Annotated in this window: 16 protein-coding genes; 4 read left to right on the top strand and 12 right to left on the bottom strand. The window is 61.2% G+C overall.

What is annotated here, in order from left to right:
• Window positions 1–32: 32 nt before the first annotated feature.
• Window positions 33–2555 carry a hypothetical protein gene (locus RWK44_RS06130; RefSeq protein WP_316028546.1) on the bottom strand — a complete coding sequence of 841 codons (2523 nt, stop codon included), beginning with the start codon at window positions 2553–2555 and terminating at the stop codon, window positions 33–35.
• Between the two features lie 188 nt (window positions 2556–2743).
• Between RWK44_RS06130 and RWK44_RS06125 the strand changes: the two genes are divergently transcribed.
• Window positions 2744–3796, top strand: a complete 1053-nt coding sequence (locus RWK44_RS06125; protein WP_316028545.1) for a LacI family DNA-binding transcriptional regulator — start codon at window positions 2744–2746, stop codon at window positions 3794–3796.
• A 21-nt stretch (window positions 3797–3817) separates the two neighbouring features.
• On the opposite strand, the gene RWK44_RS06120 is transcribed toward RWK44_RS06125, so the two are convergent.
• The 5 genes from RWK44_RS06120 to RWK44_RS06100 are packed head-to-tail and all read right to left on the bottom strand — an operon-like array spanning window position 3818 to window position 8932.
• Window positions 3818–4561 (bottom strand): ABC transporter ATP-binding protein, encoded by a 744-nt coding sequence (locus tag RWK44_RS06120; RefSeq protein ID WP_131666032.1) that lies wholly within the window; start codon window positions 4559–4561, stop codon window positions 3818–3820.
• Window positions 4558–5403, bottom strand: coding sequence for an ABC transporter ATP-binding protein (locus tag RWK44_RS06115; RefSeq protein WP_020049856.1), 846 nt, complete (start codon window positions 5401–5403; stop codon window positions 4558–4560). Before RWK44_RS06115 ends, RWK44_RS06120 begins: the two co-directional genes overlap by 4 nt.
• A complete protein-coding gene (locus tag RWK44_RS06110; RefSeq protein ID WP_316028544.1) occupies window positions 5390–6292 on the bottom strand; it encodes an ABC transporter permease in 903 nt (300 codons plus the stop codon). The genes RWK44_RS06115 and RWK44_RS06110 overlap by 14 nt, the downstream gene beginning before the upstream one ends.
• Window positions 6289–7317 carry an ABC transporter permease gene (locus tag RWK44_RS06105; protein ID WP_025394486.1) on the bottom strand — a complete coding sequence of 343 codons (1029 nt, stop codon included), beginning with the start codon at window positions 7315–7317 and terminating at the stop codon, window positions 6289–6291. Before RWK44_RS06105 ends, RWK44_RS06110 begins: the two co-directional genes overlap by 4 nt.
• Before the next feature lie 19 nt (window positions 7318–7336).
• The gene (locus RWK44_RS06100; RefSeq protein ID WP_131666031.1) at window positions 7337–8932 is read right to left on the bottom strand and encodes an ABC transporter substrate-binding protein; all 1596 of its coding nucleotides are present in this window, start codon (window positions 8930–8932) and stop codon (window positions 7337–7339) included.
• A 135-nt stretch (window positions 8933–9067) separates the two neighbouring features.
• Between RWK44_RS06100 and RWK44_RS06095 the strand changes: the two genes are divergently transcribed.
• From RWK44_RS06095 to kdgD, 3 genes are all read left to right on the top strand, one after another.
• Window positions 9068–9778 (top strand): FadR/GntR family transcriptional regulator, encoded by a 711-nt coding sequence (locus RWK44_RS06095; RefSeq protein ID WP_020049853.1) that lies wholly within the window; start codon window positions 9068–9070, stop codon window positions 9776–9778.
• Window positions 9779–9843: 65 nt separating this feature from the next.
• On the top strand, window positions 9844–10818 hold the full coding sequence (locus RWK44_RS06090) for a mannonate dehydratase (RefSeq protein WP_316028543.1): 975 nt from the start codon (window positions 9844–9846) through the stop codon (window positions 10816–10818).
• A gap of 32 nt (window positions 10819–10850) precedes the next feature.
• Window positions 10851–11777 (top strand): 5-dehydro-4-deoxyglucarate dehydratase, encoded by a 927-nt coding sequence (gene kdgD, locus RWK44_RS06085; protein ID WP_168322063.1) that lies wholly within the window; start codon window positions 10851–10853, stop codon window positions 11775–11777.
• Window positions 11778–12030: 253 nt separating this feature from the next.
• Here kdgD and RWK44_RS06080 read toward each other — a convergent pair whose 3' ends face one another.
• The 6 genes from RWK44_RS06080 to RWK44_RS06055 all read right to left on the bottom strand — a co-directional run bounded on the left by RWK44_RS06080 (window position 12031) and on the right by RWK44_RS06055 (window position 17844).
• Window positions 12031–12531 (bottom strand): GFA family protein, encoded by a 501-nt coding sequence (locus tag RWK44_RS06080; protein ID WP_316028542.1) that lies wholly within the window; start codon window positions 12529–12531, stop codon window positions 12031–12033.
• Between the two features lie 79 nt (window positions 12532–12610).
• Entirely contained in the window at window positions 12611–13378 is a 768-nt protein-coding gene (locus RWK44_RS06075; protein ID WP_316028541.1) for an alpha/beta hydrolase family protein, read from the bottom strand.
• A gap of 201 nt (window positions 13379–13579) precedes the next feature.
• Window positions 13580–14653 carry an ABC transporter ATP-binding protein gene (locus RWK44_RS06070; RefSeq protein ID WP_316028540.1) on the bottom strand — a complete coding sequence of 358 codons (1074 nt, stop codon included), beginning with the start codon at window positions 14651–14653 and terminating at the stop codon, window positions 13580–13582.
• 22 nt (window positions 14654–14675) lie between these two features.
• Window positions 14676–15524 carry a carbohydrate ABC transporter permease gene (locus RWK44_RS06065; protein WP_003539503.1) on the bottom strand — a complete coding sequence of 283 codons (849 nt, stop codon included), beginning with the start codon at window positions 15522–15524 and terminating at the stop codon, window positions 14676–14678.
• A complete protein-coding gene (locus RWK44_RS06060) occupies window positions 15517–16455 on the bottom strand; it encodes a carbohydrate ABC transporter permease (protein WP_003559249.1) in 939 nt (312 codons plus the stop codon). Before RWK44_RS06060 ends, RWK44_RS06065 begins: the two co-directional genes overlap by 8 nt.
• Before the next feature lie 84 nt (window positions 16456–16539).
• Complete coding sequence (locus RWK44_RS06055; protein ID WP_221984724.1) at window positions 16540–17844, bottom strand: ABC transporter substrate-binding protein; 1305 nt, start codon at window positions 17842–17844, stop codon at window positions 16540–16542.
• Window positions 17845–17923: the final 79 nt, after the last annotated feature.

Here is a 17923-nt window from a genome sequence, read left to right as displayed (position 1 = left end):
CCGGCCGGTCCTCCACCTGCCGGACACGTCGTCTACGAGGCCGCGCGCCGAGGCTGCCTGGCCGGTATCTCCAGATGTACCGCTTCTCCCCGCACCGACCAGTCCGGCGGGCGAAGAATACGGCCTTCGGCATGCACGGTGTCGTCCTCTTCGAAGACGACCCGGCCATAATCCGGATCGACGACGATCAATGCGCCCTCGTCGTCGCAGCGGACCGAAAGCGTGGCGAAACGCGCCTGCATGCCGTCAAGGCTACCCTCGCGCCCGAGATCGGAGAGACGGACGATCCAGCGGCCTTTGCGTCCGGCCAGCCGCAGCTCGATATCCGTCGTCGGGCCTTGCTTTACCGGCTCCAGTGCGCCGTTGCCGATCAGCATCGCAATGCCGTTGCCCGAACGGGCGAGCGCCAGATTGCCGTCAACCACCGTGTCGTCGAAAGCCTCGAGCGGGAACCAGGCATGGGTGAAATCCGGCTGGCCCTCATGTATCTCGAAATCGAGGATCGCCAGATCACGATACTGGTGCACCCGCGGCAGCGTTCCGCAGCCGCCCCAGAAGCTCGGCCGGCCATAACCGAACTGGATGGTTTCGCCGGGATGATTGATCCAGATCTGCGCTTCCGGGCGTTGACCCAGACGGAGGTGCAGTACGGTTTCCTGATAGCCCCAGGCGCCGGGACGATAATGGGCGATGGTGCCGAGCGCGGTGTCGCGGGTTTTATAGTGATAGAGGGCGGCGAAACGGTTCTCGCCCTGGGAAAAGGTCCATTCCTGCGCGTCGTCGGACTGGTGCGCCGCAATCGCCGCCAGCGTTTCTGGAAAACGCAGGCCATGATCGCGAATGCAGACGGCAAGCTGCGGCAAAGCGTGGACGCGCCGGCCGTGCCAGCCGCGGCCCCAGAGCAGCCGGGCAATGGCGGAGAGTTCGACCGAACGGCCGGGGCGCAGCGTATGTTCGTAGGAGCGGCCTTGGCTGCCGGTCAGCATGCCATGATGGGCCGAGCGGGCGACGATCTCCATCAGGCGGACGATGCTGGCACTCGCGCGGTTGCGGATCGTCTCATCCGGCGCGCAGGCGGCGAGCGCCGTCAGGCCCTTGAGATCGATTGGGAAATAGGGAACGGAGTTCCACTCGGCCATTTCCCAGCGCTCGAAATGATCGAGCCAGGCGCGGACACGATCCTCGCCAACTTGCATCTGCTCGGCGCCGGTGCGGCCGGAACGGACGAAGACGGCTTCCGGGAAAAGCCTGCCGCCGAGATAGGCGGCGGTATGGAAGAGAAGCGCGTGGTTTTCCGAGAAATACCACTGAACGTCGTTGCCGGGCTCATCCATCCAGAAGCGGTAATTGAGGACAGCGTGCTCGATCCTGTCGCGCAGCGCGGGTGACAGCAGATCGCTCCAGCGCGTATAGGCAAAGAGCAGCGGCACCAGCACGAAATCGGCGCAGTCGTGACAATCCTCGATGACCGGCAGCATCGCCGAGATCATCGCCTCGGTTTGCTCGCCGCCCTGCCCGAGCGCAAGGCGCGCGAAAGCACAGACCGTGTCGGGCTCCGAATGGGTAGCGACCTCGGCCAGCGCCTCGGCAACGCGTTCCTCAAGGGCGGCGGGCGCCTCCCCCTGTCGCTCAGGATGACAGATCTCGACGCCGAGCGTGCGACTGAGCGAAAGCGCACCTGTTTTGAAGGTGATGCGGAAATGGCGGAAATCGGCGGGCATATCAGCCGAGGTTCCGAGCGCCAGTTTCGTCGCTCCCGCTTCCAGCTCGAAATCATAGTCGAAGCGCTCGATCGACATGAAGTCGCCTTCGATCTCGACATGGCAGCTCAGCGCCACCGGCAGCGGCGCGGGGAAGAGGATCGTCACATCCTCGCCGAGATAAGCGGTGCGGTCAAAGCGCATGCCTTCGAGTATGACCTCCAGCGCATCCGCATCACCGGCGGCGATGGGAACAGGCAGGGCAGTTTCAACTTCCGGCCCTTCGACATAATCCAGCTGGAAATAGAAGCGGGCGTCGCGCTCGGCGAGATCGTCGAAATAGACGCGGATTTCGTTCAGGCCGGCCGTGAGTTCGACCTCGAAGTCTTGCTGGGTTTCGAGATTGCGCTGGTAAGGCGCCATGAAACCCTGCTCGAGGCCATTGACGAAGAGGATCGCGCCGCCGCAGGTCGATAGCCGAAACGTGGCAGACCCCGCGGAGCGGGCATCGAGGAAGGTGCGCGCCCAGCAGCCGATGCGTGTCGGGCGAAACCAGAAGCCAGAGAGATCGACACGCGGGGAGGCAAAGGGAAGCCACCAGCGGACCGCCTCGAATTCGGCAGCCGGTTGCGGCCGACGGTCGGAGAAGGATTTTTTGAATTCGGTGCGGCAGGGATACTCATGCGGAATGAAGTTCTTCGTCTTGGTGACGAAGAAAAACGGATCCATGCTGCCTTCCATCGGGCGGTCGGCGACGTCGTAGCGCTGCTGCCACAGGTCGGCGATCTGCCAGTAGACGATCGGGCTGGCCTTGGCCGTTCCACGGCGGAGATGGGATTGCTGCTCAGCGGTCATGCTTCAGCCCGCTCAAGCCTTGGTACGCCGGACAGAACGCCGACGCACGGATTGACCCTCAAGCCGCATCTTCAAAGCCTCCCTGCTCTGCCGCTTGTCGCGGACTCCTCAGGCAACGATTGTGCACAGGCAATCCATTTGCGCAATCTGAAAGATTTTTGCATAGTAGCTAGCAGCGAGGAGACGACATGGCGGCGGAAGAGAAAAAAGGCAGGCGTACGCGCCTCGACGACATTGCCGCCAGATGCGGCGTCTCTATCAGCACGGTGTCTCGTGCGCTGGCCGGCGAAAAGGGCGTTAGGCCGGAGATCCGCAAGCTGGTGCTGGAAACGGCAAGTGCGGTCAGCTACGCGCTGCCGGCAAGCGTTGCCGGCAAGAAGGTCATGCTCGTTGCCTCCGGCGCGGCGATGATCGACTATGTCCGCAACCAGTTCACACTCTATGTGCTCGAAGGATTGAATGCGCGTGCCGCCGCCCTCGGCATCGAACTGGCGATGCGCCCGGTCGCCGACAAGGGGGATGAAGCCCGCGTCGTCGCCGAGATGCGTGACGATCCGAGCTTCGGCGGCATGCTGATCCTGACCGTCGACGAAGAGGATATGCTGGCAGCTGCGGCTGATCTCGGAAAGCCCGTCGTGCTGGTCAACAGCGACGATCCCTATATGCGGCTTTCGAGTGTGACGCCCTGCAACCGCTCGGCCGCCTTCATCGCCGCCGAGCGGCTGATCAAGGCCGGGCATGAACGTATCCTGTTCATGCTGAGGCCGGGTCGGCGGACGATCGAGCGGCGCCTCGAGGGCTGGCGCGATGCCCTGCAGCATCATGGACTGACCGCCGATGCCGATCTGGTGCTTGAGGTCGACGACTGGCTGCCGGAACTCGGCGCCGAAGCCGTCACCCGTCTTGTCCGCGAGAAAGGCCTCTCCTTCACCGCCATCCTGACGGCGGGCGACAGTCTTGCCAATGGCGCGGTGCGCGGATTGCAGGCGATGGGTTATGGCGTGCCGCAGGACATCTCCGTTATGGGCATAGACGACCTGCCGCAGTCGGCCTTTCTCAATCCGCCGCTCTCGACAGTGCATATTCCGATGCGCGAACTCGGCGCCACCGCGCTCGATCTGCTGCGCGACATGATGCTCGGCCTGGCGGCCCCACGGCGGCGGGTCGAGCTTGCCTGCCATCTCGTCGAAAGGGGCAGCGTCGCCGCCGTCCGGATCCCTGCCGCAACGGTGGGCCGCTAAACCACACCGCGATCGAGGACATCAAGCTTCGATAAAGCTCGCTTCGAACAGTTCTCGCGCATAGGCATCGTGCGTGGTGCCGGCCTGCAGATCCGCTTTGGTGAGTTCATCCACGAAACAGCCATTCTTCATGATCAGCACCCGGTCGCACATATGGGCGATGACCGCGAGGTCGTGGCTGACAAGCAGATAGGTCAGGCCCTTTTCCTCCCGCTGATCGGCCAGCAGGTTCAGGATTTCTGCCTGGACCGAGACGTCGAGCGCCGATGTCGGCTCGTCGAGCAACAGGATGGGCGGCGACAGGATCAGGGCCCGCGCGATTGCCACCCGCTGCCTCTGGCCGCCGGAAAGTTCGTGGGGAAAACGGTTTGCGAAGCTCGTCGGCAAACCAACCTGGATCAATGCCTTTTCGACCTTGGACCAGATCTCGGAATGGCCCATGGCGCGCAGCGGTTCCGCCAGGGCGGTGCCGATACGATGGCGCGGATGCAGGGATCCGTAAGGGTCCTGAAACACCATTTGTGCGAATTTCAGCTCCTCGCGGGAGCGTTTCTTGCCGATCGGTTTGCCGCCAAGCTCGATGTCACCGGTCCAACCGGCCTCCATGCCGGCAAGGCAACGCAGCACAGTCGATTTGCCGCATCCGGATTCACCGACAATGCCGAGCGTTTCCCCCTGGCCGACCTGAAAACTGGTGCCCCTGACGACATGGTTGCTGGATTTGCCGGAGGCAAAGACGACATCGAGGTCACGCACATTGATCATTGCGCCATCTCCAGATCGAGTTTCGTCCTGTCGAGAACCGCAAGCCGGCGAACCGGATTCCTGGGGTCGGGCAGCGCAGCGATCAGCCCGCGAGTATAGGGATGGCGCGCCTCCTCGAGACTGGTCAGCGTTTCCACGATCCGGCCGGCATACATGACGATGATGCGCTCGCAAAAGGCCGCCACCATGCGAATGTCGTGGCTGATCAACAGCAGGCCGGAATTGTTCTCGCGCACCAGTTCATCGAGCAACAGGAGCACATCCTTGCGGACGCTGACATCAAGCGCCGAGGTCGGCTCGTCGGCGATAACCAGCTTCGGCCGCGCCAGCAGCATCATCGCAATCATCACGCGCTGGCCCATGCCGCCGGAGATCTGGTGCGGATAAAGCGCCATGACCCGCTCCGGATCGCTGATGCGCACGCGCTCCAGCATGGCGCGGGCAGCCTCATGCGCCTGTTTCTTGTGAAGACCGAGGTGAAGGCGCGCGGCTTCGGCGATCTGCTTGCCGATCGAAAGCACCGGATTCAGCGAATAGCGCGGATCCTGCATGATCAGCGCGATATCCTTGCCGCGAAGCGCGCCCATTTGACGTTCGGTCTTCGACAGCAACGAACTGCCGGCGAGATCCAAACGCTCGGCCGAGACCACCGCGGCCGGCGGCAGAAGCCGCATGATGGCGCGGCCGGTCGTCGATTTGCCGGAACCGGATTCTCCGACGATCCCGACGCGTTCGCGCCCGACGTCGAAACTGACATTGGAGACGGCGGGCACGGCGCCTCGGCCGAAACGGACGCTCAATCCTTCGACGGAAAGAACGGGCTGCAGATCACGATCTTGCATGGCGAGGATCCAGAATGTCGCGCAGAGCATCTCCGGCGATGTTGAAGGCAAGGCTGGTGAGAAGGATGGCGATACCCGGCATCACGGCAACCCACCAATAATCCAGCATGAACTTGCGGCCGCTGGAGATCATCGCGCCCCATTCCGGCGCCGGCGGCTGGGCGCCAAGCCCGAGGAAGCCAAGCGAAGCTGCCGTCAGGATGATGCCCGCCATGTTGAGCGTCAGGCGAACGATGACGGATGGGACGCACATCGGCGCGATATAGAGGAGAAGAATGCGCATCGGCGAGGCGCCATAAAGGCGGGCGGCGACCACGTAGTCGGCGTTTCTGACGACGAGCGCCTCGGCGCGCGCGAGTCTCGCAATCGGCGGCCATGCGGTCAGCGAGATCGCGATGATTGCCGTGGTCAAGCCGGCGCCGAGTGCCGCAGCAAAAGCCAGAGCCAGGATCAGCGACGGGAAAGAGAGAACAATATCGGTGGCGCGCATCAGCAGCGCATCGGTGCGCCCTCCGAAGAAGCCGGCAACGACGCCGATCAACAGGCCGATCGGCCCGACGATGAGGGAGACCGAAAATACGGTCTGGATGGTGATGCGCGTGCCGAAGATCAGGCGGCTCAAGATGTCGCGGCCGAATTCGTCCGTGCCGGCCAGATGCGCGAGGCTCGGCGGCTGCAAGGCATCACCAAGCCGCTGCACGACCGGATCGTAAGGCGCAAGCAGCGGCGCGAAGATCGCGATCAAGCAAAGCAGACCGAGGATGACGAACCCTCCGAGGCCAAGCGGCTCGGCAGCCAATTTGCGGCCGGCGCGCGCAAACGAAGCCGCGATACGGGTCGACACACTTGGAGGGCAGATCTCTATCTCGCTGCGGATGACATCGCTCATCGGGCCGCCTCCCGCATGCGCGGATCAAAGACGGCGTAAGCGACGTCGGCCAGGAAGTTCAACAACATGAAGATGAATCCCACAATGATGGTGCCGGCGACGATGGCGTTCATATCGCCGATCATCAGCGCGTTGGTCATGTACTGGCCAATGCCCGGCCAGGAGAAAACGATCTCGGTCACGACAGCGCCTTCGAGCAACCCGCCATAGGAAATGGCGAGAATGGTGATCAGCTGCACCGCAATGTTCGGTAGCACATGGCGCCAGATCGTGCCGAGGGGGCTCACACCCTTGGCTCGGGCCGCAATGACATAATCCTGGCTCAACTGCTCCAGGGTGAAGCTGCGCGTCATGCGGGTGATATAGGCCATCGCCGCATAGGCAAGGATGACGGCCGGAAGAATGATATGACCGAGCGCGTTCCAGAAGATTTCGGTCTCGCCCTGCAGCAGGCTGTCTATCAACAACAGCCCTGTGTGCGGCGTGACAAGGCCTTCGTAAAAGACGTCAATCCTGCCCGGCCCGCCGACCCAGTTGAGGCCGGCATAAAAGATGACGAGCCCGACGATGCCGAACCAGAAAACCGGGATCGAATGACCGACGAGCGCGACCACGCGGGCCGTCTTGTCGATGAAGCTGTCGCGAAAGAGTGCTGCGACCAGCCCCAGCGGGACACCGACGAAGGTCGAAATGATCACCGCCAGCGTCGCGAGTTCGAATGTCGCCGGAAAGGCTTGAGCGAGGTCTGCAGAGACCGGATTGCCGGTGAGGACGGCAGTGCCGAAATCACCATGCGCCAAGCCGTTCAGATAGAGGAAAAACTGCTGGTAGATCGGCAGATCGAGCCCCAGACGCGCCCGCATCGCCGCATAGGCAGCGGGATCGGCGAGCTCGCCGACGATTGCGCCGACGGGATCGGTGGGCAGGATACGGCCGATCACGAAGGTCACACATAAGAGGATGAACAGGCTGACCAGCAAATGCGCCAGGCGTCGGCCAAATTCGGCTACGGAGAGTTCCTTCATGATCGGCTGTCCTGGAGTATTACTGGGTTTCGGCCTTGGTCACGTTCTCGAGACGCGTCAGCTGAGACGGGTGCCCGACATATCCCTCGACCTTGGTGGACAGGACGATCGGTTCAAAGCGCTCGAAGAGCGGAAGCACCGCCGGCTTCTGTTCGACGAACATCTTCTGCATCTGAACATAGAGTTCACCGCGCTTCTTGGCGTCCGGCTCCATGGATGCCTTCGCCGTCAAGGCCGTCAGCTCGGGAATGTCCCAGCCCGAACGCCAGACGAAATTGCCGGCATTGTTGGCTTCCTTCGAGTTGTCGGGATTGGAGGAGAACTGCTCCATTGAACCAAGCACGTTCGGCATATAGGCGCTGGTCTGCGGGATCAGCAGATCGAAATCCCTGGCGCGATGGGCGGCGATGATTTCCGAGCCGTTGCCCTGCTGGATGTCGATCTTGATGCCGATCTGGGCCAGCGATGCCTGGATGGCGGTAGCAAGATCGATGCGCGGCGTTTGCGCTATCGTCTTCAGCGACAGCGAAAAGCCGTCCTTGAAGCCTGCTTCGCTCAGCAGCTGCTTGGACTTTTCGACGTCGAGATGCCAATCGGGGTTCGGGATGGCATATTCGAAATTCTCCGGAACGGGAACGTTTCTGGCCCGCCCGTATGGGCCCATGATGGTCTTTTCGATGCCCTTGTAGTCGATGCCGTAGGCAATGGCTTCGCGAACCTTCGGGTTGGCGAGATATTTGTTGCCGGCATTCATCGACAGCACGTAGAAGCCGCCCGTCGGAATACGCTGGATAGCAAAGCCCTTCTTGTCCTGGAAGGTCGCGAGATCGGATGCGGTGAGCGCACTGGCAATATCGATATCGCCGCGTTCGAGCATCAGCCGCTCGACCTGGCTTTCAGGCACATGCCGGACGATGACGCGACGCATCTTCGGCGCGCCGGTCATATAGTCCTTGTTGGCATCGAGGATCACCAGTTCGTTCGGAGACCAGCGATTGAGGGTGAACGGACCGGAGCCGGCCGAATGGGTTCGCATCCAGGCGTTTCCGTAGTCGTTGTCGACGGCGTGGCTCTCGACCTCGACGCTGTCGACCACACTGGTGGTCGTCGTCGTCAACCGGTAGAGCAGAAGCTCTGCCGTCACCTGATTGGAGAGATCGATCCGCACCGTCTGGTCGTCGACGGCCTTGACGAGCTTTTCGACATTGTCCTTGTCGTAGCCGACGCGCTTGAGGTTGGCGGCGGCGGCCTGATCCATCTTCAGGAGCCGGGCCAATGAATAGACGACATCCTTCGAGGTGACCGGATTGCCGGAGGCGAAATTCGCCTTGCGCAGCGTAAACGTGATGCCCTTGTCGTCCACCTTCCAGCTTTCTGCCAGCTGCGGAAGGACCTTACCATCAGCCGTGCTGGCAACCAGCCGATCATACAGATTCGACATGATCTCGACCGCCTTGCCTTCGGTCGCCTGGTGCGGATCGAGCGACAGAACCTGCGCTAGCGAAGTGCCAATCACTAGCTGGTCCTGCGGCGTAGCGGCCTGCAGCTGTGGTGCCGATATCGTCAGGGCGCCGATGACAGCGCCGACGAACAAGCTTTTAGAAAAATGCTTCATTGTCACTCCTCCCTGGATTACGATAGGAAACATATTATGTCGTCCGTATGTCGTATTATGATTTAACGAAGTCCGGTAGGGTTGACAAGGCCCGAGCGGCAGAGACTTGATGCGAAGGGATTGGGGGAGCCGAAGATGACGACACACAGCCGCGGCCGACAAAGACTGGCGCAGCAGGTCATCGATCAGTTGCGGGCGCAGATCGAGACGGGGAAGCTACGGGTCGGCGACCAGCTGCCGACCGAGCCGCAGCTTGAAGCGACATTCGGCGTCAGCCGCACGGTGGTGCGCGAGGCTATCGCCGATCTGAGGTCGGCAGGCTTCGTCAAGCCGATCCAGGGCAAAGGCGTCTTCGTCGCGGATCCGAAGGCGCATTCGGTCCTTTCTTTAACGCCGGTGGAAATCAAAAGCATTCCGGAAACCCTGGAATTGCTGGAGTTTCGCATGGCGGCCGAGGGTGAAGCGGCAGCGATCGCCGCCTATCGCCGCACCGCCGAGCAGGAAGCTGCGATCCGCGAAGCCAACCGCAGAATGGCAAACCTTATCGAGACAGGACAGCAGACGGTGGAGGCGGATTATGCCTTCCACATGGCGATTGCCGCCGCCACGAACAATCGATTCTATGTTGCCGTCTTGCGCCAGTTCGGGCCCAGAGCCATCCCCCGCGGCCAATTTCCGACGCTTCCCGAGGCCAACGACCGTGACTATCTTCAGAAGGTTTATGCCGAACATGTCGAGATCTTGTCGGCGATTGCCGACCAGGATCCGGAGCGGGCGCGACAGGCAATGCGGGCGCATATGCTGGCCAGCCAGCGCCGTTATCGCATGCTCGCCGAGCAGCAATAGGGCTCGACACTCTCAAAAATTCATATTATGTCATATGACATTGTGTAATTTCGAAAGAGACTCAAATGTATCTGGGAACGCAGGTCGCAGCGCGAGATGACGACGATTATCGTATCTTCGCGCAACTGGGGGTGAGGCATATCAATGCCGACCCGCCGGGGAAGCCGAGCAGCTGGACGCTCTCCGATCTCGAACGTCATCGCGACAAGGTCGAAAGCTTCGGCCTGATTCTCGACATGATCCAGTTGCCACTGCCCTCGCAGCCGATCGAGAAGGCGTCCTATCCCGACATCCTGCTTGCCGGCCCCGAGCGTGACCGGCAGATCGACGCCGTCTGCAAGCTGATCGAGAATGTCGCGGCCGCCGGCATTCCTGCGGTGAAGTACAATCTCAACCTGATCGGCATTCCCCGCACGCCGGATGAACCGGGACGCGGCGGATCGCTGAATGCGAGCTTCCGCTGGGACAAGACGGACCAGCAGGCCGAGCCCGGCCTTGCCGGCGTGCTTTCGGAAGACGAAAACTGGGAGCGGATCGACTATTTCCTGGAACGCGTCGTTCCTGTCGCTGCAAGCAACCGCGTCCGGCTCGCCTGCCATCCGCACGATCCCTATACGCCGCCGGGTTATCGCGGCGTCACGCGGGTGCTGGGTACGGTGGAAGGCCTGAAGAAATTCGTGCTGATGCGCGAAAACCCGTATCATGGCCTCAATTTCTGCCAGGGTTCGATCGGCGAGATGCTGGAAAAGCCCGGCAAGGAAATCGACGATGTCATCCGCTGGTTCGGCCAGCGCGACAAGATCTTCAATGTTCACTTCCGCAACATTCGCGGCGGCAAGCTGTCCTTCATGGAGACCTTCCCTGAAGAAGGCGACATGGACATGGTCCGCTCGGCCAGGATCTACAAGGAGGTGGGCTTCAAATACATGCTGATGCCCGACCATGTGCCGACCGTCAGCGGCAAGGATCCAACCGCCACCGCATTTGCCTTCTGCTACGGCTATATCGCCGCACTTCTGCAAGTGCTCGAGAGCGAGTGAGCCGGTTTTCAACACCTAAGAAATAGGACTTCATGATGAATCCGATTGAATTGAAGAAGGCCGTCGGTAGTGGCCTCCTGTCGTTTCCGGTGACCCATTTCGACGATCACCTCAAATTCGACGAAGCCAAGTACCGCCGTCATGTCGAGTGGCTTTCCGGTTATGACGCGGCTGCGCTGTTTGCCGCCGGCGGCACCGGTGAGTTTTTCTCGCTTAATCCGGCCGAAATTCCGCAGGTGATCCGGGCCGCCAAAGCGTCGGCGGGCAAGACGCCGATCATTTCGGGAACCGGCTACGGCACGTCGCTCGCCATCGAGATCGCAGTCGCGGCCGAGAAGGCCGGTGCGGACGGACTGCTGCTGCTGCCGCCCTATCTGATGTTTGCCGAACAGGCGGGTCTCATCGCCCACGTCAAGGCGGTCTGCCAATCGGTCGGCATCGGCGTCATCGTCTATAATCGCGACAACGCCATTCTGACCGCCGACAGCATCGCGCGCCTGGCGGAGGAATGCCCGAACCTGATCGGCTTCAAGGACGGCGTCGGCGATGTCGACAAGGTGATCGAGATCACCACCCTGCTTGGCGACCGCCTCGTCTATGTCGGCGGCATGCCGACCCATGAGGTTTATGCCCAGGCCTATTTCGCCGCAGGCGTGACGACCTATTCATCCGCCGTCTTCAACTTCGTGCCCGCGCTTGCCCAGCGTTTTTACGGCGCCTTGCGCACCGGCGATCAGGCAACCGTCGATGAGATCCTGAAGGGCTTCTTCTTCCCCTTCGTCGCCTTGCGCAACCGCAAGAAGGGATATGCCGTCTCGATCATCAAGGCCGGCCTTCGCGTCCTCGGGCAGAACCCAGGCCCCGTGCGCCCGCCTCTGACGGATCTTACCCAGGAAGAGCTGGCGCTGCTGGAAAAGATCGTCCAGGCCAACGGCGTCACGCGGATCGCGGCGGAATAATACAGCGCGGCAGTAGGCCGCCGGGGTGGCCCGGCGGCTGTCCGGCTCTCGCCAACAACGGACATCGGCCCGGCTTGGCTAGACGACCGCTACGGGGCTGCTTCGAGGCGCGAATTAGCTAAACGGCAGACTTTCAGGCACCCTGCGTGCATCCTCTTGAACGTAGGCCGTTGCTATCGCTGCTTTCCGGCGCGACGGCCTTTCGGAATAGCGGCAACGGACAGCGCCGCACTGGCAACCGCCGGAATAGGACTCAGCCATCACGCCCCCTCACCGCCCATGAAGTGGTATCGTGATCGGGGTGCTGGTTGTTGCTCTCCTTGATCGCCGCGGCCCAGTCGGCGCCGTTGTTTTCGGTCGCACCGGTATTTTCTATGCCCGTGATCGTATCAAACCATCCAACCATGTTCTCGGTGCAGGTATTGGCAAGCGGCGAGAAGGCGTGCGGATCGTCAAGCGAACCGATCATCAGGTTGGTGCGACCGTTTTCGAGGTGGTGGAAGAACAATGGCGTGCCGCAATTGGCGCAGAAGCCGCGCTCGACAAGCTCCGAGCTCTTCCAGACGCTCGGCTTGCCGCGTGTCCAGGTAAGCGCATCATCGGGCGCGGCGACGAGCGCGGCAAAGATGTTGCCCGAGGCTTTCTGGCACATGCGGCAATGGCAGAGATGCGAATTGTCAAACATAGCGGTTGCGTGGTAGCGCACGGCACCGCACTGGCAGCCGCCGCTCACCTCCATCTCGTTGCGTTTCATTTTTCTCCTCCTTCAAGAGGCGGGTTTGGGCTTAATCTCTTTTAGGTTTTCGTCACTTTCCCGAAGCTGTTACGCTGCCCTAGTGGTACGTCACGACGGGATTGAACACCCTTTGCAGGAAGGGCCTGAGAGCTCCCTGCATGTGGTTCCTTGGAATTTGATGTCCACACTCAAAGACGTGAAGCGTCGCCAGGACTCCGGCATTGGACAGAGCTTTTGAGAAGAGTTCGGCTTGGGCAACAGGAGCACGGTCGTCATGCTTTCCATGCAGCAACAGCGTCTCAGACCGAACTTCGGGCGCATAATGCAATGCAGAGCGAGCCAGAAAGGCCTCTCTCGATAGGCCCGCCTCTTTCTCGATAGCCCACCGCAAACCGTCTGAACTCTCGTGATAGGCGGCTTCAAGATCGTAGACGCCGCTGGATAGAATGACTGCTCGCAGATCAGGAACCTGGGTGGCGACCATGGCCGATGCAACGGCACCACGACTGTTTCCATAGAGAACAATTCGATTTGGATCGACGGAAGGCTGGCCCCGCAGGAAGGCGAGAGCAGCGATGATCGCTTGCTGGGTTTTGGGGCCGCAGAAATCTGGAGGGCCGTCTGACGCCCCAAAACCGGGCTGCGAGACTGCCGCAGCAGTGATATTCAAACCAGAACAGAACCGAAGCAACGCGCCGCTGTCGACCGCCTCTATCCCTCCAAGCAGACGGCCACCCTGATTGCCGTGGACAAATAGGATTGCTCCTGCGGGCGCTTCGCTTGCGGCTTGAGCTTGAAAAAGCTCAACCGTGGCTCCGTCACCCCGGTCAATGAGATGTCGAGTTACTACCGGCATAACCACCATCAGGTTTTCGCGTGCCGGACAGACAATAGTGCAACTTGTGGCATTGGCAACGTCCGGTGGCGGCGGAAATCGTTGAGAAACCAGATGGATTAACCGCTCATCCGTCCGTTTCGGTCTTTTGAGCAGGGGAGAAGAGGATGTGCCTACCCTTCCCGTTCCCGCTCGTCGACGTAAATCGGACAGCCGTGGGACAAGTGGCGTCTACAGCGCCACACCCGTACCGCGGTCGAAGACGTGGACCTGATCGCTGGTGATGCTTGCCTCGAAGACGGCGCCGTACCGGGCGGGATATTCGCCGTCGACGATGGCGGTTACCTGCTGTCCGGCGAGGTCGAAGACGACATGGGTCTGGGCGCCTGTCGGTTCCACCAGCATCGTCCTGCCGGCGAGCGGCGTGCCGGCGGTGATACCGGGAACGAGATGTTCGGGGCGCAGGCCGATGGTGACGGCCTGGCCGGCCTTGACCTTGCGGTCGGGTGCGATGCGGATCGCCGTACCGTCCCCGAGGCGGGCGGCTGGCTCACCATTTTCGCCGTCGACCGTGCCTTCGAGCATATTCATCGCCGGCGATCCGATGAAGGCGGCGACGAAGAGATTGGCGGGTTTCCTGTAGAGTTCGAGCGGCGTCCCCTGCTGTTCGACCCTGCCCTGATTGAGCACGACGATACGATCGGCAAGCGTCATCGCTTCGATCTGGTCATGGGTGACATAGATCGAGGTCGTCCTGACCTTCTGGTGCAGCGTCTTGATTTCCGAGCGCATCTGCACGCGCAGCTTGGCATCGAGATTGGACAGCGGCTCGTCGAACAGGAAGACGGCGGGGTTGCGCACGACGGCGCGGCCCATGGCGACGCGCTGGCGCTGGCCGCCGGAAAGCTGGGCCGGCTTGCGGTCGAGGAGCTCGGCGAGATCCAGCATGCGGGCGGCCTCGGCCACCCGGGCCTCGATCTGCGGTTTGACAACGCCGGCGAGCTTCAGATTGAAGCCCATGTTTTCAGCGACAGTCATGTGCGGATAAAGCGCGTAGGATTGGAAGACCATGGCGATGTTGCGTTCGCGCGGCGTCATGGCGTTGACGACCTTGCCGCCGATGGCGATCTCGCCATCGGTGATCTCCTCAAGACCGGCGATCATTCTCAGCAGCGTCGATTTTCCGCAACCGGACGGCCCGACGAGAGCGACGAATTCGCCATCCTCAATATGAAGCGAGATGCCGTGAATGACATCGACGGCGCCATAGGTCTTGCTGATATCGGTGAGTTCAACGGATGCCATGATTGCACTCCAACGGTTCGGCTCAGGACTTGACGGCGCCGGCGGTCAGACCGGCGATGATGTGTCTCTGGGCGACGAAAAAGACGATGATGGTGGGAAGGATGGTCAGCGTAATGAAGGCCAGCACCAGCTGCCACTCCGTGCCGTACTCGCCGCGATAGACCATGATGCCGAGCGGCCAGGGATATTTCGATTCCGAGTTCAGCATAATCAGCGGCAGGATGTAGCTGTTCCAGCTGCCGACGAAGGAGATGATGCTGACGGTGGCGACGATCGGCCGGGAAAGCGGCAACGAGATATGCCAGAAGAAGCGGAGATAACCGCAGCCGTCGACGAAAGCCGCCTGAAACAATTCTTCCGGAAGGTTGCGGAAATAGTTTCGAAACAGCAGGATGCTCATGCCAAGGCCGAAAGCCACCTGCGGCAGCACCACGCCCCAATAGGTATCGAGCAGGCCGAGATCGCGGATGCGGATGAACAGCGGCAGGATCGCGGTCGCCGCCGGAAACATCAGGCCGAGCAGGAAATAATTGAGCAGGAACGACGATCCGAAGAACCGGACATGGGCAAAGGCGAAAGCCGCCATCGAAGATACGATCAGCGTCAGGAGGACGGTGAGCGAGGCGATCACCAGCGAATTGCCGATCTGCAGCCAGTAGCGTTCACCGAAGAGGATATCGGTGTAGTTCGCCCATTGCCACTCCGTCGGCAGGCCGAAAGGATTGGTGCGCAGGTCGCCTAGGGTCTTGAAGCCGCCGAGCGCCGTCGTCAGCAGCGGCACGAGCACGATCGCTGCAATCAGGCTCAGCGACACGTAGAGATAGACGCGCGTGGACGTGCTCATGCGGATGGAAGAGCTCATATCAGTCATGGCGCATGAATATCCTTTTGTAACCGAAGGCGAGCGTCACGCAGATGATGAAGAGCACCACGCCGACGGCGCTGCCGAGGCCGACCTGCATGCGCATGACGCCGTAGGTATAGAGGAAGGTGACCATCGTCTGGGTGGAGTTGGACGGCCCGCCGCCGGTCAGCGGCATGATCATGTCGAAGAGCTGCAGTGAGCCGACGACGGCAAAGAAGATGGAAAGACGCAAGGTCGAGCCGAGGAGCGGCAGCGTGACGTAGCGGAACTTCTGCCAGCCGGTGGCGCCATCGATTTCGGCGGCCTCCAGCACGCTCTTGTCGACGGATTGCAGGCCGGCGATGAACAGCATCATGTGGAAACCGAAATATTTCCAGACGATGACGCCAAGCACGGCATAGATCGCCACATCCTTGTCGGCGAGCACGTAAGGGTTGGCGAAGCCGAAGAAGTTGGAAACGGCGGCAAACAGGCCATAATCGCCATCATAGACGAAGCGCCAGATAAGGCCCGCGGCGACGTCCGCCAGCACATAGGGCAGGAAGAAGATCAGGCGGTAGCCGACGACACCCGGAATGCGGTGTGCCAGCATGGTGGCCAGCCAGATGGCGAGCGGCACCTGGATGCAGATCGAGATGACGATGATCAGGCCGTTATTGACCAGCGCCTGCGTGAAGGCCGCATTGCGGAACAGAACCTGGAAATTGCGCAGTGCGATGAACTCGGTCGGCGTGCCGTAGCCATTCCACTTGTAGAGGCTGTACCAGGCCGCCTCGCCCATCGGCATGATGACGAAGAGCGTGAAAAGCAGCAGCGCCGGCGGCAGGAAGATCAACAGCACCGCCAGCCGGTCGTGTGCGACCGAGCTCTTGCTGTTTGCGGCTCTTTTTGCCGGCCTGGCGGCCGTGGTGATCGATGGGACTGAAATATTGGCCATGGGTCCTGCTTTCGCATCTCGTCGGCAGCAATGCTGGCGCTCCCGCTCTTCACTGGAGCGCCAGGATGGGTCTGCAGGCGCTGGTTATTGTTCCAGCTCGAAAGCGTCCTGGATCATCTGGGCGCCGTCCTTGGAATTCATCTGCCCGGAGACGATTTCCACCGACACGTCGTTGACGACACGGCCGACCGCAGCGCCGAGATCCTGGTCGAAATAGTTCTGATGCCAGGTCGAACCGGCCAGCTGTTTTGCCGATTCGGCAAGCAGCGGGTTGGTGACGCCGTCGCCGGCGCCGATGGCAACGGGTAGAAGCATGCCGGCCTTGGCCATCGCCCGCTCATTGTCCGCATTCGTCAGGAAAGCGAGGAAATCGAGCGCTTCCTTGGATGCCTTCTTGGTAACGGCCCAACCGTTCAAACCGCCGAGCGTATCGGTCGGCTTGCCGGCGCCGCCATCAACCGCCGGGAAGGCGAAACGGCCGATATTTTCGGGTGCGAGCCCCTTGCCGTCGCCAGCATTCTTGCGCTGGTTGGCCTCGGTGTTTTCAAAGCCGAGGATGATTGCAGCCTTGCCGTCGCCGAAAACGCCGAGCGCCTGCGGCCAGGTCGAGCCGAGATAGCCGGGCTGGAACGGTTCGAGCTTGCCGAGTTCGGCGAGATCGTCGCCGGCCTTGATGATCGCGGGATCGAGGAAACCTTCGCCCTGGCCGGTCTTTGCCGCTTCGAAGACCTTCTGTCCGCCTTCGCGCATGACGAGATAGCTCCAGTAGAAGTGGATCGGCCATTTCTCACCGCCGCCGCCGGCGATCGGCACGATGCCTGCCGCCTTGATCTTCTTCACGGTACCCAGAAAATCAGCCCAGTTCTTGATGTCCTCGGCCTTCACGCCGGCCTTGGCAAAGAGTTCCTTGTTGTAGAAAAAGCTGACCAGACCGACCTTATAGGGAATAGCCCAGGTCTTGCCCTCGAATGTCAGGCCGCTGACCGAAGCCGGGCTATAGGCGCCGCGCAGTTTGCCGCCATCGGCATCGAGCGCCGGCGTCACATCCTGGAGGGCGCCGGTCTCGGACTGCTGCTTCAAGACGCCGCCGCCCCAGCTGTAAAAGAAATCCGGCACATCGTCGGATTGCAGCAATGTCGGAATCTTGGCTTTGAAGGCCTCGTTTTCGAGAAACTGCATCTGGATATCGACGTCGGGATGCTCGGCTTCGTATTTCTTGACGATCTCTTCCCAGGCCGCGACATATTTCGGGTCGAGTTCGAGATGCAGCCATTTGACGACCGTCGCCGCCGAAGCAGCACCTGCTCCGGCCAGCAACATGCCGGCAGCCGCGGCCATGGATGCGATACGCCTGCCGCGAAGAGCAGTGCTCTTGAACCTAAAAGTCATGATTTTTCCTCCCAGGGGTCCTGTCCTCACAATTTTTCCCCTATGCGGATTAATTCAACGGAGCTTTGGCATATTGTCA

It is taken from the genome of Rhizobium sp. 25PS6, assembly GCF_032464655.1.
Classification (GTDB): domain Bacteria; phylum Pseudomonadota; class Alphaproteobacteria; order Rhizobiales; family Rhizobiaceae; genus Rhizobium; species Rhizobium laguerreae.
Note: the sequence above shows the minus strand (reverse complement) of the source record. Positions and strands in the feature narration are given on the sequence as shown.

Excerpts from the sequence above, each read along its gene's own strand:
- RWK44_RS06130 (WP_316028546.1), bottom strand. The coding sequence starts at position 2,555 with ATGACCGCTGAGCAGCAATCCCATCTCCGCCGTGGAACGGCCAAGGCC.
- RWK44_RS06125 (WP_316028545.1), top strand. The coding sequence starts at position 2,744 with ATGGCGGCGGAAGAGAAAAAAGGCAGGCGTACGCGCCTCGACGACATT.
- RWK44_RS06120 (WP_131666032.1), bottom strand. The coding sequence starts at position 4,561 with ATGATCAATGTGCGTGACCTCGATGTCGTCTTTGCCTCCGGCAAATCC.
- RWK44_RS06115 (WP_020049856.1), bottom strand. The coding sequence starts at position 5,403 with ATGCAAGATCGTGATCTGCAGCCCGTTCTTTCCGTCGAAGGATTGAGC.
- RWK44_RS06110 (WP_316028544.1), bottom strand. The coding sequence starts at position 6,292 with ATGAGCGATGTCATCCGCAGCGAGATAGAGATCTGCCCTCCAAGTGTG.
- RWK44_RS06105 (WP_025394486.1), bottom strand. The coding sequence starts at position 7,317 with ATGAAGGAACTCTCCGTAGCCGAATTTGGCCGACGCCTGGCGCATTTG.
- RWK44_RS06100 (WP_131666031.1), bottom strand. The coding sequence starts at position 8,932 with ATGAAGCATTTTTCTAAAAGCTTGTTCGTCGGCGCTGTCATCGGCGCC.
- RWK44_RS06095 (WP_020049853.1), top strand. The coding sequence starts at position 9,068 with ATGACGACACACAGCCGCGGCCGACAAAGACTGGCGCAGCAGGTCATC.
- RWK44_RS06090 (WP_316028543.1), top strand. The coding sequence starts at position 9,844 with ATGTATCTGGGAACGCAGGTCGCAGCGCGAGATGACGACGATTATCGT.
- kdgD (WP_168322063.1), top strand. The coding sequence starts at position 10,851 with ATGATGAATCCGATTGAATTGAAGAAGGCCGTCGGTAGTGGCCTCCTG.
- RWK44_RS06080 (WP_316028542.1), bottom strand. The coding sequence starts at position 12,531 with ATGAAACGCAACGAGATGGAGGTGAGCGGCGGCTGCCAGTGCGGTGCC.
- RWK44_RS06075 (WP_316028541.1), bottom strand. The coding sequence starts at position 13,378 with ATGGTGGTTATGCCGGTAGTAACTCGACATCTCATTGACCGGGGTGAC.
- RWK44_RS06070 (WP_316028540.1), bottom strand. The coding sequence starts at position 14,653 with ATGGCATCCGTTGAACTCACCGATATCAGCAAGACCTATGGCGCCGTC.
- RWK44_RS06065 (WP_003539503.1), bottom strand. The coding sequence starts at position 15,524 with ATGACTGATATGAGCTCTTCCATCCGCATGAGCACGTCCACGCGCGTC.
- RWK44_RS06060 (WP_003559249.1), bottom strand. The coding sequence starts at position 16,455 with ATGGCCAATATTTCAGTCCCATCGATCACCACGGCCGCCAGGCCGGCA.
- RWK44_RS06055 (WP_221984724.1), bottom strand. The coding sequence starts at position 17,844 with ATGACTTTTAGGTTCAAGAGCACTGCTCTTCGCGGCAGGCGTATCGCA.